The sequence below is a fragment of the Pedobacter heparinus genome (assembly GCF_032678725.1).
In the GTDB taxonomy this organism is placed as follows: domain Bacteria; phylum Bacteroidota; class Bacteroidia; order Sphingobacteriales; family Sphingobacteriaceae; genus Pedobacter; species Pedobacter heparinus_A.
The window spans coordinates 134,585-149,865 of sequence record NZ_JAVTSC010000009.1; the positions used below are offsets into that span (position 1 = coordinate 134,585).

The window sequence follows — 15,281 nt, forward strand, 5'->3', positions numbered from 1 at the left end:
CATTGGGTTGCCAAATATTATTCCGTAACGCCTTATCAAGAATATCAAATAATTGTTCATATGTCACTTTATACTTACGACTTAATGACGTACAAGAATATTCTAGATTGTAATTTTTTATTACAATGAATAGTGTAGAGAATTTGCATAGTGCTGACGGTAGCTTTTTAGGTTTTTTATATCAAATTGAAAGAGCTATGGAATGGCTTAGTTCGTCTAATCTTGAAGCGGTGGTAGGTGTTGAGGTTGACGATGATATTACGGTGAAGCTTAGTGCTGGTGATAACATTCAAACAATATATGAACAGTCAAAACACAGTATCAGTAAAAAAATACCCTATTCAGACAACAGCGAGGATGTTTGGAAAACATTAAGCATCTGGGTTGAAGCTGTTCAATCAGGAAGATTTAATGTTAAACATTCGATATTCTCTTTTTTGAGTAATAAAAAAATACCTTCAAATAGATTGATTGTTATGCTTGATCGGGAGAGACTAAATAATCCTGAAAACCTAGGCCAAGCAAACCAGTCGATTAGAGCTCTTGCTCAAAATTTAATTGAACGTGCCGGTAAGCTTCCGAAATCATTGAAGAAGTATGGTCAGGTTATCTTAGAATGCCCATTAGAAATGTTGATTCAAATAGTTGATAAGATCACCATTATGGATATGCACTACACACATAATTCACATAATGCAAAGTTGAAACTTCGTAATAATTTAAGTATGTCAGAAGATATTCCTTTCGACCACATGTACAAAGCTTTGTTCGGATATGTTGCGGATACATTGATTATGCAATGGCGAGACAGGCAGCCAGGTTGGATTTCTGTTAAGGCTTTCAATCAGCAATACACACAGTTGCTGACAGATTTTAAAAAGAAATCTTTCTTTGAACAAACAGTGGACTCTTTGCCCGTTGGTAATATGGACATTGAAAGGAACAGGGGGAAATTATTTGTTGAGCAACTAGGTTATATTGGCTGTAATGAAGAAGAAATTATTGAAGCAATCCATGATTTTGTTAGAGCAGCATCAGAGCGCAGCCGTTTTGCAAATGATGGTGAGATTTCAGAACAAAAGTTTAATAACTATTTCGATGATCTTATTAGTCATTGGAAAAGTATATCTAGACCTATATTCAAATTTGCACAAGACAAAGATCATAAGAAGGTTGGCTACGAGGTCTATTACAAATCTTTATTATACAAAGGCAGACTAAACAATTATGAGCCTGAACAAAGTTATACCCACAAGGGATCTTATCACTATTTAGCCGATGAGACACAGTTGGGATGGCACCCGAATTGGAAATCACTTATAGATAAACCTGATGAAATTAAATGAGTTTGAGATTTTTCAGAACAAGGTAGTCGGTGCTCATGCGATATGGGAATTTTCCAAATATTACCAAATGCATCATGTGGACAAGTTTTGTCCCTCACTAATCTGCACCATGCCTGTACTCCCTCTATGTCTAAACAGAAGGGTGATAGAGAATGTTAAAGAACGGAAATTTAAGGAAGGCAGTTTGTTAAAAACATTGGATGAGAATAAAGATCTTTTTTCAGGACTACAAGATAGAATGGAGGGAATGGCTGAATTGACACTTGAATCTATATATCTAGGAGCAGTGACGGGTCTTTTCTATTATGACCGTGAGAACAGTCTTATTATTCCAAGAATGAAATTCTTGCCTGCGAAAATTAAAGATGGTCTAAATTCCAATAAAGATTATTCAGATATTATACATACTTCTAAGCGCGTTGGGGCATGGTTCAGCCAGTTTAATCATTCAGAGTTATTATTTTACTTTAATCTTCAATTTTAATGGAATTTAGAATCAAATCTATTTTTTTACTACCTAAAAATTCCGAAAAAGCGATTAGAATGATAGCATTTGCTCCTGACAAGGTTAATGTAATTACGGGAGGCAGTGAAAAAGGAAAATCGACGTTAATCGCGATTGTCGATTATTGCTTGGCAAGTAGTAAGTGTCGAATTCCGACAAGAAAAATAAGAAGTTTTACAGAATGGTTTGGAATTCATATTTCTCTGGCGGATGGACAAGAATTGATTTTGGCAAGAAGAGAGCCGGGAGAATTGATCGCATCAGGAGAAATGTTTATGCGGCATGATGTGGGATTAATAGTCCCCCAAAAGATTGAGAGTAATTGCAGTGTAACAGACGTCAAAAAACGATTAAATAATATTGCAGGGTTATCGGATCTTAGTTTTGCTGAGGATGGTAATAAGGTGGGCTTTGATTCTCATCCAAGTTTTCGAGATTTTACTTCCTTTCTATTCCAGCCACAATATATTATTGCTAACCAAGCAAGTCTGTTTTATAGAACTGATTCCATGGCCCATCGTCAGAAACTCATCAGTATTTTTAATTATGTATTACAGGCGGTTGACAATAGTTACTTGGAGCTGAAGGAAGAGTTAAAACTGATCGACCGAAAACTTTATGAACTCAACCGTGAGCTTGAGAAAAAACAGCGTGGGATTAACCGCTGGCTAGGAGAGGTCAGAGGATATCATATGCAGGCGAGAGAATTCGGACTTTTATCAGTCAGTGAAGTAACAGACGATTGGACGACCATTGATTACATTAATAGCTTAAATATTATTCCACAAAGGTTAAATTCGGGCGTAGCTATAGAAATGCCGCTCGATTCTATTACCAAAACTTCGAATAGAATCTCCGAGCTTACCTCTCAGGAGTTAAATGTTGCTTATGAATTGCAAGGTCTCAAACATCGTCAGGAACTATTGAACCGTTTAATTGATGGGAATGTGACTTACAGGAATGATTTATTGAAGCAGCATGGACGGCTTAAAACCAGTAGCTGGTTTAATACGCTTTTGTCGAAACATGTGGAGGAATGCCCATTCTGTTTATCCAAAACAACCAACGGTAAAGATTACATCGCTGATCTAATAAAAACGAATCAGGAAATTATAGCAAAGGGGGTTCAATTAAATGATAATTCCACTGTCTTAAAAAGTGAACTTAGGAAAATTTCTAATTTGGTTTATGAAAAGGTTGCCAATTTGAATATTATTCGACAGGAATTGGATGTACTCAGGAAGAGTAGCGAAGACAATAACAAACAACTGAATACTATGAATTCGATTTATCGTTTTGTGGGAAATCTGGAAAAAGAATTGACTAGTTACCATTCATTTTCAAATGACACGATTACAGAGGTTGAAATCGCTAAGTTGGAGGCAAGAAAACAGGTGATTTATAAACAGATCAATCAGGACGTGATTGAAAACAAAGTGAAGAAAGCCAAGCGTAAAATAACAGATGCAATCTCTTTCTATGCAAACATTTTTAAGGCTGAAAACCATACAGAACTGATCCAGTTTAATGAGAAGGATCTTACTTTAACTTTTCTGTCTGATAGTGGGCGTACTGACGCACTATATGAAATAGGTTCAGGATCCAATTATATGGCCTATCATGTTTCTACAATCCTTGCATTTCATGAATTCTTTTTGACAAAAATTAATCATCCTTGTCCAAATTTCATTTTTTTTGATCAACCTACTCAGGTTTATTTTCCTGAAAAGAATGATAACGAACGGACTGAAAAAAATGAAGATGAGATTCGAGTGAATCGAATATTCGAGGCGCTAAACAAAGCGATTGTCCGGACAAAAAATAATCTTCAAGTCATTGTTCTTGAACACGTAGGTGAATATGCCTGGCAGGGGTTGGAAAATGTGATTAAAGTTAAAAGGTGGAGAGATGATGAGGAGGATAATGATGATAGAGCATTAATCCCGAATTCGTGGTTTGACTGACATAAGCAATAATTTGTCCTTAAATCAAAAAGTTTTAGAGTTAGAAGACTATATTTATTAATTGTTGTTATAATGTGTAATGTGTATATAATATGAAAGTTTTCATTAACTGGTCGGGCGAAAAGAGCAAGCAGGTTACAGAATTAATCGATATTTGGCTTTAATGTACGATACAGACATCGGAACCATGGCTTTCCGGTAGGTCGATTGATCGAGGTGCTTTATTGTTTTCAGAAATTTTAACTGAGCTTGCTGACACTAGTCTTGAAATTATCTGTTTAACAAGAAAACAAAGATAAATCATGGAGTTTATTTGAAGCAGGGCTATTGCGAAAGGACTCAATTAAATAGATCGATGTATTAGATCGCCATAACAAAATTGAACAAGGTTACAGAACATTAATCAGACTTTACGGAATACTTCAATGCAAGTATCCAAGATAAAAAATATGTCTTTTAATTCGATACTTTTTTTGGTCTTGTCAATTTCTCCGGTATCATGCGCTGCAAGATTACTTCGAAGGTAGGATGCTTCCATGATCATTTCGAGTTGGGCATCAGGATGCGCAAATCTATATTTGAGTACAGCTAACAGCCTTACTAGCCCACGAGTGCCGCAGCCAGGTATCTTACTAGATCTTGAGACTGTTGTTTGGTGGAAGGTTGCTGCAATTGGTGTGCGCCCATCTTGTGTTTTTTGATAACTGTAATTGCCCCTGTTGAATTCAATACAGGTATTAAAGGTGTTCCCGTTCGTGTTAAAGTGGCAATGTTCACTTCCATTTGACATAACTATGACTCCTTCTAATTCACGAACTTTTTCATTATAAAAAAGATTTGCAAACTTTTCCAGCATGACAAAACACTCCAGGAAAGCAGCGCCGATTAGGTCAGGCTCCTTGGCGTTCAACAATTTAAAGATTTTTTCCAAAAACCCACCCTTACTAGTAACAGCTAGATGAAAATCTTTCTCCTTAGCTATTGTTGATGTAGAATAAACATCTAGACTTCTGATTTTCTGTAACTTTCCATAAATATTTGCTAGAAAGGAATATTCAGCAGCAACCCTTATAGTTTTGGAAAATGCCATGAATTGCATCCAACTTTCATCGCGGGTCAGCACATTTTCGGGACTTTCCTTAATGATGTATCCAGTTGTCCTTAGCTCTTGTGCTCTTTGTACATTCTCGGCCTTTTTCGAGGCTGTAAACACAACTATTTGTATTCCAGGGTTCAATATTTTTATTCTTTCTATAATTTGAAATCCCGTAGGCACTGCACCTTCTTTAAAGTCAGCATCGAACAGTCGGAGGTCGATGATAAAAACGTTGTAATTTTCTTTATGGATTAGCTCTTCAATCTTTGCCTCAAGGGAAGCAAGCTGCATTAACCTGTCGCCGCCCTTTTCAAAATCCTGAAAATAAGCGAAGGAGTTCTGATCTGTATATTGCTTGAAGATCCCATCCTGAAACAATACGCCCCATCCTTTTTTTGCTTCATCATCTATATAATATATCTTAACATCTTTTACATAGGGAATGATCAATGTTTCTCTCATGCTATCCTTTTTGAACGCCTGTCTGCCTTCTTTTTCTAATGCAAAAAGGTGTTTTCTTTCTAGGTACTTAAAATACAAGGTACGGTTGCTTGTGTTGATTTCGCTGAGCTTTGTCCGTAGGCTTTCTGAAAAATTCTTACCCATTTCTGCCCAGCGTAATATACCCCATTCGTTAGCAAGGGAATGGCGTGATGTGTAGTTTGCCGGCGCCGGAATTCTGATTTTGTCCAAAAACGATTTTTCGTCCTTCACTGGTTTAAGTTTTCCTTCGCTGAACATTTTAGCATATCTGTCGAATTCGTTCCTTGAGTCCTCCATAATATAAAGCCCTGGGGTGAAAAGGATTTCTGGGAGTGTGCTTGTTAGTCCAATGAGCTGATAGGACTCCTCACAGACCATAATGATGGGGATAAATCTTTTATTCCCCAATTTTGTAGTAAGCCGAATATGATAGGCCAACCTCAACCCAAGGTACTCAAGATAGTTTATAGATAAGGAAAGTCTAATGAAAATAATATCGCTATCCATTATCTTTTCGTATAGCTCGCCTTTAGAAAGAGCCCCATTGATGAAGTGGTCAAGATCAGTTTCCGAATTGTCAACCTTTAATACATATTGTTCGTTTGCCGAAAAGACATGCGGATTCGCAATGATTGTGTCTTGAGAGTGTATAAGTAGTTTTTTCATAACGATTCGTTAATGAGTACCTTAAGTTTCTGTTTGAGTTCACTGATCTGTTCGGCCGATACGGCTGCCACGGGATCTGCGGTTAACCAGTCTAGTCCACCTTTCTCAGCTAATTCTTCGAGGATATCTTTCGGTAGTTCAAAATCCCTCATCCGTTTGATAGCACCCACATGGAATTTATAGTTAATCACATTTCGCGCATTGAGAAGAAGGTTGAGTTTCCATTGTTCACCGAACTGGATGATTAATAAGTTGATGTCTGCACGAGTTTTAATATGTTCCAAGAACAGGTAAATGTTTTGTGAGTAAAAATCTTTGGAATTGATATACAGTAGAGGGGAATTTACATCTTGATAGCTGCTCGATGAAATGCTCCCCGAAAAGAAAACCAACGGTATTTTTCTTTCAAGGCAATATTTGATCACCAGTTCCCTTTGAGCTATATCTAGGCCTGAACGGTGTGACATGATGCAAGCATACTTGTCGAGGCCATCTAATTTTCCCACGTTCAGGTTGGCTTTTAGTTTTTCGAATGCATTATCGGTGATTACATCAAGAAATTCGATATTCATCAACTTCTCATCAGCATAGTTCAGCAGTCTGTCCAAACGATCTTCTATAAGGGCTATTCGCATAATTATTTATAAAATCTAAAAATATGGGTGAATCCCACACAGCTGTCCACTTGATGATCTTTTGGCGCAAGATAGTCGGATGTCAAAAAGTTTAATTGAAAGCGGCCTTCTAGGAATTCGGTTTCAATGCTCCAGTCACAGAGGTTCAACAGATTGGATTTTATGGTCGCAAAATCGCCTCTGGTTAGACTGAATTTTCCATCAGTTTTGGAAAGCCCGCGGGAGAACGAATCATGGTGAGCAATTTTTAAAGTGTAATATTGCTCAGCTTCATCAAGGATATAGCTTAGCCTATTAGGAAAGTCTGTCTTCTTACGTGCTGCTATGCTCTCAAAAATAATGATGAATACTTTTCTGAGATAGTCAACATCAGTATAAAAACTTTTGTTTTCCAAGTTTTGGAAACTTACAATCTCGAAATCCGGCAGATAATGGTCATGGTATTCCAATAATATATTCGGCAGAGCAGAATTATTGTCCCTAAGCTCTATCTCGTTCTTAAAGATGTCAATAATCTGCTTAAAGCGCTGAATGGTATGGGAACTACCGTTATAAGTTTTATAAAATGTCCGTGCGTAGATAGGTATTGCCAGTTCTTCTGGTTTTGTATCGGGGTTTGTTTTCATAACTTCCGCAAGTTCTGGTGAACTCCATCCAAATTTGATGCGCATTGTTCCCCATCCGTTATGTTGTACTTCTTTATTGAAAAGAAAAGAGAGGATTTTAGCTCTGAGCTGTGGTCTTAACTGCTGCAGAACATTATTTACTTTGTCAAATTCTATTTTTGCTTTTTTAATAAAATCCTCGTAGCTCTCAAATCTACTTTCGTCTCTCCCCGCATCCCAGGTATGGGTGGCATACTTGAGTATCGAGTTGTCGACAGTGAACATCTTCAATATCTCAACTAGTTCACGTGGTTTATGTAAAATGGGAAGCTCAAAAGAATTTTGTTTCTTGATATCGTTTGCTTCTTTAACGTTTATATTTTCTATTTTTAATTCTTGTTGTTTTAATGCTTTAGATAAATCATCAAATTTCATCTTAAGCTTCAAATATGTTTGATCCTCCGCACCCTTAACCATTTTCAGAAAGTTCAGTTTTCCAGAAAGTACACTTTGAAGATGTGTCGAGCCTTTATGATCTTGCTCAGGAGATTTAAGCTCTTTGGCAAACAATTCGGTTGCCTTGTCGTATCCATAAATTTCCCAAAGGTATAACCACATTTTTATTGTTTTTCGATATTTAGGTGGTAGATTGGGATTATCGTTGACTATTAGACCAGTTACCCTTTGCCGATATGCAGACTTTTGAATTCTTGTTTTTTCCTCTTTAATATGAAAATTCTGCGTTCCTATAATTCTTTTTAACTCATTGATAAATTCTCCGCCCTTATGGTAGACATTATGCATAGAACTAAAAGTTATATCATCGGCGTACCTAGAATAATTTATTCCAAAACGTCTAGCCATAGCAGACAAATAGTAATCCAGTTGTTGGCAAATTATATTTGTTAGCGTCGGTGACGTGGGTGCACCTTGAGGTAACACATTTTTTTTTATAATTACCCATTTGCCTTCTGGGTTCAGTCGTTCTACCTCAATTTCGTGGCAGCATAAGGAAGAAATTACATTAGCTAACTCTAATCTCCCAAAACCCTTATTTAGATTAAACGGCTTATTTTGAAGTCTTCCCCATATTCTGGCCTGATCTACACTACCAAAAAAGTCTTTTAAATCAATGTTATAAACATAATTACAGCCTTTATGCATAGCGGCATTAGTTAAAATAGATTTTCCTGGCACAAAACCCGTTGCAAAAATTGAAGGTTCATATATTACTTGAAAAATCATATTCAAGCATCGCTGAATACATTTCAAACCAGCATTAGGTGAGTTTATTACTCGTTCTGAACCTGAGCGTTTTTGAATGGTAAATTGTTTATATCTTTCTAACCTTCTCTTGGGATTGGCATTAAAAGTTAGTTGCGCAAGGGATATAGGAAAGGAATTTTTACCGTAGAGGAATGGTTTGCAATAATTAAGGAGGTCAACTAGATCTTGCTTACTTTTCATTTTCTGAAAAGATTTGACAATATATTTTGTGTTTTCCTTTGTAGGCTTCATTCAGTTTGAAAAGTAGTTTGATGCCCGCTGTTGCTTTCTTTGTTTATGTAATATCAATAATATCAGTAATAGTACTGTTTAAAAAGTATATGGATAAGATTATCAGAGTATGGTGAATATCTCCGAATAGCCAGTCACACATTCAGTTACCGAAAATATGGTAACTACCAACCGATCATGAAGTATAACCCCAACAATTGGCACGTCAAAATTTTAAGCGGGCATCAAAGAACATAGATAATCGGGTAAAACCTAAATTATTATCAAATGTACCCAATTCAGTACGTAATAAAAAATTACTTATCTGTATTGTTAGTCATTGTAACATAAATCAAATAAAGTATCTGTAATCGTAGGTCGCACCTTCGCGTTTTGAAAGTAGTTTCCCAATTCGAGCGATTTCATTCGAAGAATTCACTGTTGCAGGCAATTGACTATATAAATCGAAGGAATTCCAATTCATTTTAGTAAGACCAAGAATTTCATTTGCTATAGTACTTATGTTGCTTGTTCCTAAGTGTTTGATTATTTTCAGAGGTCCCGGTATGTATCGTCCCCCTAGATAATACTTCTGATACTGGCTTTGTACCGATTGAGTAACACCATGAGTCCATAGTAAAGCCGAATTACTATTTAGGAGGATACAGGTTCCTCTAGGAACAGCATAGCCATCAATTTCCATTTTTCCCATTTGGTTTATTTTGCTTGCGATAAATCTTATATCATCTTCAAAGTTTATCTCTATGAGTTCTAAATCCAAAATTCCATTGCCCATTAAACTGTCTTTGAGTCCTCTTAATTCTTGCTCGGTAAAATAAGTCCGTTTATGTATCACTACTCTTTTTGGCAGCTCATTCATGGTATTATAAAACATTTCTAATATAGAGTATCCAAATTTATACGCGTCGTTATAAGATAAGTGCGGTCTCTCTTGCCTGTCCCAGAATAACTGATCTTCTACTTTAGAGAGCCTATACTTTAGTCCTTGCCCTTTGGAATTGTAGATGTGGCTACATCCAAGCACTATTTGACTATTATCACCCTTTCCACTAACACTATAGCCAATTCCGGCAAAAGCAGTGTGCTTATCTAGGTTTTCAAGAACCCATGGGGTTCTTATGGATTTCACGAAGTAGGATAGTGATAACCACCAATTTATCTGACAACTTAAGTCAGAATCATCTATGGTATCTTCCTGTATAAATTGGGTTGCGATACCTTTTTCAGCGCAATATGCTTTAATATAGTCATGAAGATCAAAATATTCATTTTCAATGTCATAAGATGTGTAATCTAACCATCTAGTAGGAATAATAATTACAATGACCTTATTAATCGAATCTCGTGTTAAATGATTTATTTTTTCAATTATTTTATGCCTTAAGTCGAGTGCCGTGTCTTTTAAGGTTCCTTTTATTGTAGGCTCTTGACAATTCTCCCAGTCAACAGTACCAATTTCTGGAATATTTAGATTGACCCCATATGTTTCATAAAAACCTGGATAGTCAATTAGGTAGGCTTTATTTATACCATTCGAAGAAACTTTAGTATTGTGCCTTTTAAGAAAAAGGCTGACTTTGTTTCTCTCCTGCATGGGGCAAATCACCCCAAGTTTTATAGATTGATCAAACAACAGTGAATTTAGACAATGATCATATGGCTGATTATTAGAAATACCGCGCATAGGATGAAAATCCTTGGGAAATTCCAACATGCCAGGGAATTTACTCCCAAACAATAATTGTGGTTCTGGATACTGTATGCCTTCAAAGCGATACAGGTATCTATCTTTGTCCGTCACCAAATTCAAATGCCTTGAATCTTCTACTTTCATAATTTTAGAAAATGCAGGAAGCTTACTAATACTATAGGTAAAACCCGTGCCCGAATCACACGGGAATTCGTACTCAACGAACTTTTCAGGTGTTTTGAATAAAAGTGATCGCCATTCGTTTATATATTCATTGTAGGCTTGATTTCTAATTTTGTCGAAATAAGTCCGCCCAATTTCTTGTTTAATTTGTTTAGTTATTTTAATCTCCTCTCGATCTGATCCAATGTTAAAGTCAGGAACGATTGAAAGATAAAATTTATAGTTATTATAGATCAGTGCGAGCTTGATACCTTGAAAAGTATAATAACCTACGTTGTCAATGATTCTATAATCAATATGTTTTTGCTTCCAAAGAAGATCCTTGCCATTCGTATTTAAATTAAATTGCTTTGACAAAACCTTTATCAAACCTGATAGTATTAGATTGTACAGAGCTGTGTCCTTCCATAAGTCTTCATTTTTTAATGGTACCCTTAAAATCTTACCTACAATTCTGTTTTCGAACGCACTATTTAAATCGGAAAGCATTCCGAGTGACCATACGAGTTTTTTATAAGGTACAGCTGCAATATCAAATTTTTTAATTATCCCTTTGATTGTCTTCCAAGGACGCTCATCTTGCTCATACTTGATTTCAAATTGAAATACCTCTTGTGGAAATTTTATAGGAAATAAGTTACTTTTTAGACTTGCGTTAATTCTATTAATATCCAGAGTAAAAGCAGTGCTTAAATCCTCTTGTTTCTCCGTCTTTAGAGTTGCATCATACTGGTCTTTTAGAGCCGAATTCGTTTTGGTAAAAAGACCTGCGATCCCCATGGCTAATTTGTCAAATCCCTCAGTTGGGATGTAAAACGCTTCACGTCCACTTGCTCTGGCAATGGTAATCAGCTCAATTACTTCTTTTGAAATTTCTCGACCTCTACCACACCAATAAAGCCTCCCTGATCCTTTTTTCTTATAACTTTCTGTTAAAGCCTCCATAACAGAAATATCCCGTCCACTATAGCCTGAAACAACCAAATGCTTATCACTAACATACTGAATTAGACTATCCCTAAATGTTTCATCCTGCTTATTTAATTCTTTATCTGTGTTTTTTAGCGCACCATACTTGAAGTCCCCATGAAGTTTAATCAATAGAAACTCAGAGTTATTTGTCGGTCTTATTATCCTGTCCACACTATCTAACGAAATATCAATCACTGTATGACCGCATCTAATAAATGAATCTCTACATAGATCATCAAAGTTTGTACTCCAAACGGATTTCAATAGTCCTGATTCGAATAATAATGGCAAGACTTTATAGCCAATTCCAGGTTTTCTGTTTTCACATAATTTTTGAAAATACTTCCTCCTGTCATCCTCTATTGGATAGCAATAAGTAACGTAATCTGAATATTCTTTTGGAGAACCTGCTTTTGGATAAATGCCCTCGGAATCCAGCCACCTCTGTACATGCTCTCTTGCCTGACTGGAATTCCTGTCCAATATTTCGAAAATATTAGCGTCAGATTTAGTTTCATATATACTTGTCTTCCAGTGCCAGATGCATTCAGATGCACTTGGTATTCCTGATGTAACTGAAGCTCCTGCACCCAATAAAAAACTAAAAGTATCATTCTTACTTATTTCAACTGATCGTAGAAACTGATCATATTCGAGCATTAAATCGTTCATTTTAAATCACTTATTTGTGACAAAATATATAAATTTTAATTAAATTTTGCAGTTTATTATCCACAATACAGTTTTCCTTAAATAAAACAAAATTACGATCCGATTTGGATAGACTTACAGGAAGCCAAATTACATTCCCTCAGATTTACTGTGTCAAAATCAACAAAATGTGAATACGGCTTTACAACTAACCCTAAGTGTAAGACCAGCAGTTTCATAAAGGGAGGCATACTCGATTAACTTTAATTTATATTTGATGCTTATGCTAAAATAACCGTAGACATGTGCAAAACGCTAATCAGAGTTAAATTGAGTAAGCCAATTAAGGGAAACAAATTAACCAGCGATATATTAGAGCTTAGTCCAAGATACGAGAAGGAAACATTTAAACCGCTGCTACGGTATGCTTCGGTTAATGTAGGCGCGGCTTTGATAGTTGAAGGATCTGAGGAGGTTGATTACATAATTATTGGATCGGTAATATTGGATTAAAATCAGATCATCACAACAAACTTACCACGCATCTCCAGCCTTCTTGATCTTCACATTGTCGAAATAAGCAGTGCCTGCAGTACTCTTGTAGCAGTTTTCCAGGTAAAGCCTTAAGTTAGGACTTGTAGTTGACGGAGTGGTAACCGTAAAGCTATGATGCGTCCAGGAAGGGCTGGAGGGAACGTCCTGAACTGTACCCAGAATCGTTCCGGCGGTTACATTTTGAATAAATATCCGGCCTCCGTTAGCACCACTAGTTTTCACATCAAAAGAAACCTCATACGCTGTATTTGCTTTCCACTGCTTCCAGTCCTGGTAAAGCATCTGCCAGATGTCGTCTCCGGTTGCTGAGGTAATGGCAACGCTGGCCGTACCCTCACTTTTATCGGCAGTGTATCTCCGGATTTCTGCGGATGTACCGCCCAGACGGACCCACTGTGCGGGCAGGGTAAGATCGTGATAGGCTTTGTATTCAAATCCCTGGTTTATGACTTTTTCGAGGTCCCAGGCCATAATCTGAACCAGGTTATAGGCATAGTTATGGTTACTGGCTGTAATGGTATAGTTTCTATATTGCCCGGCAGCGATCAGCCATGCGTTCTGGTTAAATTGTGTCATTGGGATCCAATCGCCAATATATTTGGTATATACGTAAGAAGTGCCTGTACCATCCACATTGTCTTTAACCAATGGGGCGCTTACAGACTGGTTCCACATGATTCCGGTAAATGCGTAGGATATTTTTGCAATATGTGTTCCGCTGATTGTGCCTGCGCGGTTAAATGACTCACGGGCCATTCCAACATCCAGATTACCGTGTGAAGTATCTTCGATCTGAGGAAGAACGAAGCAATATTTCCATTTATAGGCAGAACCATTTACGGTTAAGCCATTTTTGAAGTATTGGGCCATTTGATTGGCCCTGTTATTATAAGATGCAATTCCGTTTACGTCGTACATGGCCCACAACATCTCGGCATAAGGCGCCATCATGTTATAGGGTAGCTGCGTATAATTTACACCTGGGAAAGCATTAAATGCGGGTTCTTTATAGTAGCCGGTACTTGAACTGAATTGCACCCAGCAATTTCCCATATAGCTGCCGCTGTCTTCCCACTTGGGTACAACATGTGTTTCAATAAAACTTCGGTAGGTTGCTGCCTTTGCTGCGTACGCGGCAAGCACTGTAGGCCACTGGTGTACCAGTCTGATAAATTGAGCTATTGGCAAGGCAATCATGCCATCATGAACCAGGTAAGGATACTTTCCTCCGTCGCCATATTTTGTTGTTCCCCAATCCAGGTATCCGTCAGCACCGAGGTCGGATGCATTGGCGATAATTACGTCTACATGGGTAGTCAGTTTGTTTAGCCAGTAGGTATCTTTTGTAAGTTCCCACATTTTTACATAGCAACGCAGTATGTAGCTTTCGCCCCAGGCGAGTGTTGCGGTACTGGTACTTGCATAGCTGTCATCTCCGTATACGCTTTCATATGCTACAAATTTATCGTACCAGAGGTTACCACTTGATAGCGTTGTGAATAGTTCAGGTGATTTGTTTGAAGTGGGGTGGGGTTGTTCAACTAGCTCCACAGCTTCTTTGCAGCCAGAAAATAAACATAACATTGTAGTGAGGAAAATAGCTGTGGTTTGTTTTAGTTTTTTCATTGGTTAGATGTATTTGGTTTCTTTTTAAGAAAACAGTTAAGAGAACCGTTGGTAGTATATGTTTTAAAAAAAATCTGTCTTTTTGTAATCAAATTCAATTTGGAAGTTTAATTGGTATTATCCGATCAAGGGATGTTGATAAGGCAAAGTTTAATTGCATGTGGACAAGGACAATTATTTTGAGTATTATTGAAATTAGTACCGCTAATATAAAATGATTAGAATTAGAACCTATTAACAGCTTGCGTCTAAATGTCTAGATATTTACTGCCCGAACAACTCAAATCAAATCTCCGTCTAGGTAAATCGGTCGAACAATGGCTTGGCCATCAACAAGAAGACGGTTATGTAATATTGAAATACATTGCTATTGAAAAGGAACGGAATGGAGAATACTCGCTGCTTTATATGGAACACATTGACGAGGGAAATGAAAGCTTTCTTGATATCTATGACTTCTCCTATGTAGATCCAGATGAACCGGCAGTTATTAATTTATTTGATTCGGTAGAAGAAGTATTGGATTTTGCGCTGAACACCTATGGTGCATCTTTGGATAAATACGTATCAGCCGGAATGATTCAGGAAGAGTATGCTGATTATTTAAATGAACGCTGAGACATGAAAGCATTTATTACCTACGAGGGATTACCGCTAAAGTCGGGTGGAGGGCATCATTTGGGATCAAAACCGGCGAACCAGGTATATTCAATATCGTAGTTTTGGTCTATTATGAAAAAAGCATTAGCGTTCCATATTCCTTTCCATTGATAAAGAACTTTGGCT

General features: G+C 37.0%; 9 protein-coding genes. 4 read left to right on the forward strand and 5 right to left on the reverse strand.

The annotated features are described in order from the left end of the window. Positions 1 to 125 precede the first annotated feature (125 nt). From R2Q85_RS14810 to R2Q85_RS14820, 3 genes are read left to right on the forward strand one after another with little or no spacing between them, the layout of a single operon-like run. Positions 126 to 1,346, forward strand: a complete 1,221-nt coding sequence (locus R2Q85_RS14810) for an ABC-three component system protein (RefSeq protein ID WP_316812572.1) — start codon at positions 126 to 128, stop codon at positions 1,344 to 1,346. Beyond that, positions 1,333 to 1,830 carry a three component ABC system middle component gene (locus R2Q85_RS14815; RefSeq protein WP_316812573.1) on the forward strand — a complete coding sequence of 166 codons (498 nt, stop codon included), beginning with the start codon at positions 1,333 to 1,335 and terminating at the stop codon, positions 1,828 to 1,830. The genes R2Q85_RS14810 and R2Q85_RS14815 overlap by 14 nt, the downstream gene beginning before the upstream one ends. After that, positions 1,830 to 3,815, forward strand: a complete 1,986-nt coding sequence (locus R2Q85_RS14820) for a DUF3732 domain-containing protein (protein ID WP_316812574.1) — start codon at positions 1,830 to 1,832, stop codon at positions 3,813 to 3,815. The genes R2Q85_RS14815 and R2Q85_RS14820 overlap by 1 nt, the downstream gene beginning before the upstream one ends. A gap of 403 nt (positions 3,816 to 4,218) precedes the next feature. On the opposite strand, the gene R2Q85_RS14825 is transcribed toward R2Q85_RS14820, so the two are convergent. From R2Q85_RS14825 to R2Q85_RS14845, 5 genes are all read right to left on the reverse strand, one after another. Continuing rightward, complete coding sequence (locus R2Q85_RS14825) at positions 4,219 to 6,060, reverse strand: response regulator (protein WP_316812575.1); 1,842 nt, start codon at positions 6,058 to 6,060, stop codon at positions 4,219 to 4,221. Further along, entirely contained in the window at positions 6,057 to 6,695 is a 639-nt protein-coding gene (locus R2Q85_RS14830) for a hypothetical protein (RefSeq protein ID WP_316812576.1), read from the reverse strand. Before R2Q85_RS14830 ends, R2Q85_RS14825 begins: the two co-directional genes overlap by 4 nt. A 2-nt stretch (positions 6,696 to 6,697) precedes the next feature. Continuing rightward, complete coding sequence (locus tag R2Q85_RS14835; protein ID WP_316812577.1) at positions 6,698 to 8,818, reverse strand: reverse transcriptase domain-containing protein; 2,121 nt, start codon at positions 8,816 to 8,818, stop codon at positions 6,698 to 6,700. A gap of 331 nt (positions 8,819 to 9,149) precedes the next feature. Beyond that, on the reverse strand, positions 9,150 to 12,335 hold the full coding sequence (locus R2Q85_RS14840; RefSeq protein ID WP_316812578.1) for an SIR2 family protein: 3,186 nt from the start codon (positions 12,333 to 12,335) through the stop codon (positions 9,150 to 9,152). Positions 12,336 to 12,848: 513 nt separating this feature from the next. After that, positions 12,849 to 14,495, reverse strand: coding sequence for a carbohydrate binding domain-containing protein (locus R2Q85_RS14845; RefSeq protein WP_316812579.1), 1,647 nt, complete (start codon positions 14,493 to 14,495; stop codon positions 12,849 to 12,851). A 252-nt stretch (positions 14,496 to 14,747) separates the two neighbouring features. Between R2Q85_RS14845 and R2Q85_RS14850 the strand changes: the two genes are divergently transcribed. Next, positions 14,748 to 15,113, forward strand: coding sequence for a hypothetical protein (locus R2Q85_RS14850; RefSeq protein ID WP_316812580.1), 366 nt, complete (start codon positions 14,748 to 14,750; stop codon positions 15,111 to 15,113). Positions 15,114 to 15,281 lie beyond the last annotated feature (168 nt).

Excerpts from the sequence above, each read along its gene's own strand:
- R2Q85_RS14810 (WP_316812572.1), top strand. The coding sequence starts at position 126 with ATGAATAGTGTAGAGAATTTGCATAGTGCTGACGGTAGCTTTTTAGGT.
- R2Q85_RS14815 (WP_316812573.1), top strand. The coding sequence starts at position 1,333 with ATGAAATTAAATGAGTTTGAGATTTTTCAGAACAAGGTAGTCGGTGCT.
- R2Q85_RS14820 (WP_316812574.1), top strand. The coding sequence starts at position 1,830 with ATGGAATTTAGAATCAAATCTATTTTTTTACTACCTAAAAATTCCGAA.
- R2Q85_RS14825 (WP_316812575.1), bottom strand. The coding sequence starts at position 6,060 with ATGAAAAAACTACTTATACACTCTCAAGACACAATCATTGCGAATCCG.
- R2Q85_RS14830 (WP_316812576.1), bottom strand. The coding sequence starts at position 6,695 with ATGCGAATAGCCCTTATAGAAGATCGTTTGGACAGACTGCTGAACTAT.
- R2Q85_RS14835 (WP_316812577.1), bottom strand. The coding sequence starts at position 8,818 with ATGAAGCCTACAAAGGAAAACACAAAATATATTGTCAAATCTTTTCAG.
- R2Q85_RS14840 (WP_316812578.1), bottom strand. The coding sequence starts at position 12,335 with ATGAACGATTTAATGCTCGAATATGATCAGTTTCTACGATCAGTTGAA.
- R2Q85_RS14845 (WP_316812579.1), bottom strand. The coding sequence starts at position 14,495 with ATGAAAAAACTAAAACAAACCACAGCTATTTTCCTCACTACAATGTTA.
- R2Q85_RS14850 (WP_316812580.1), top strand. The coding sequence starts at position 14,748 with ATGTCTAGATATTTACTGCCCGAACAACTCAAATCAAATCTCCGTCTA.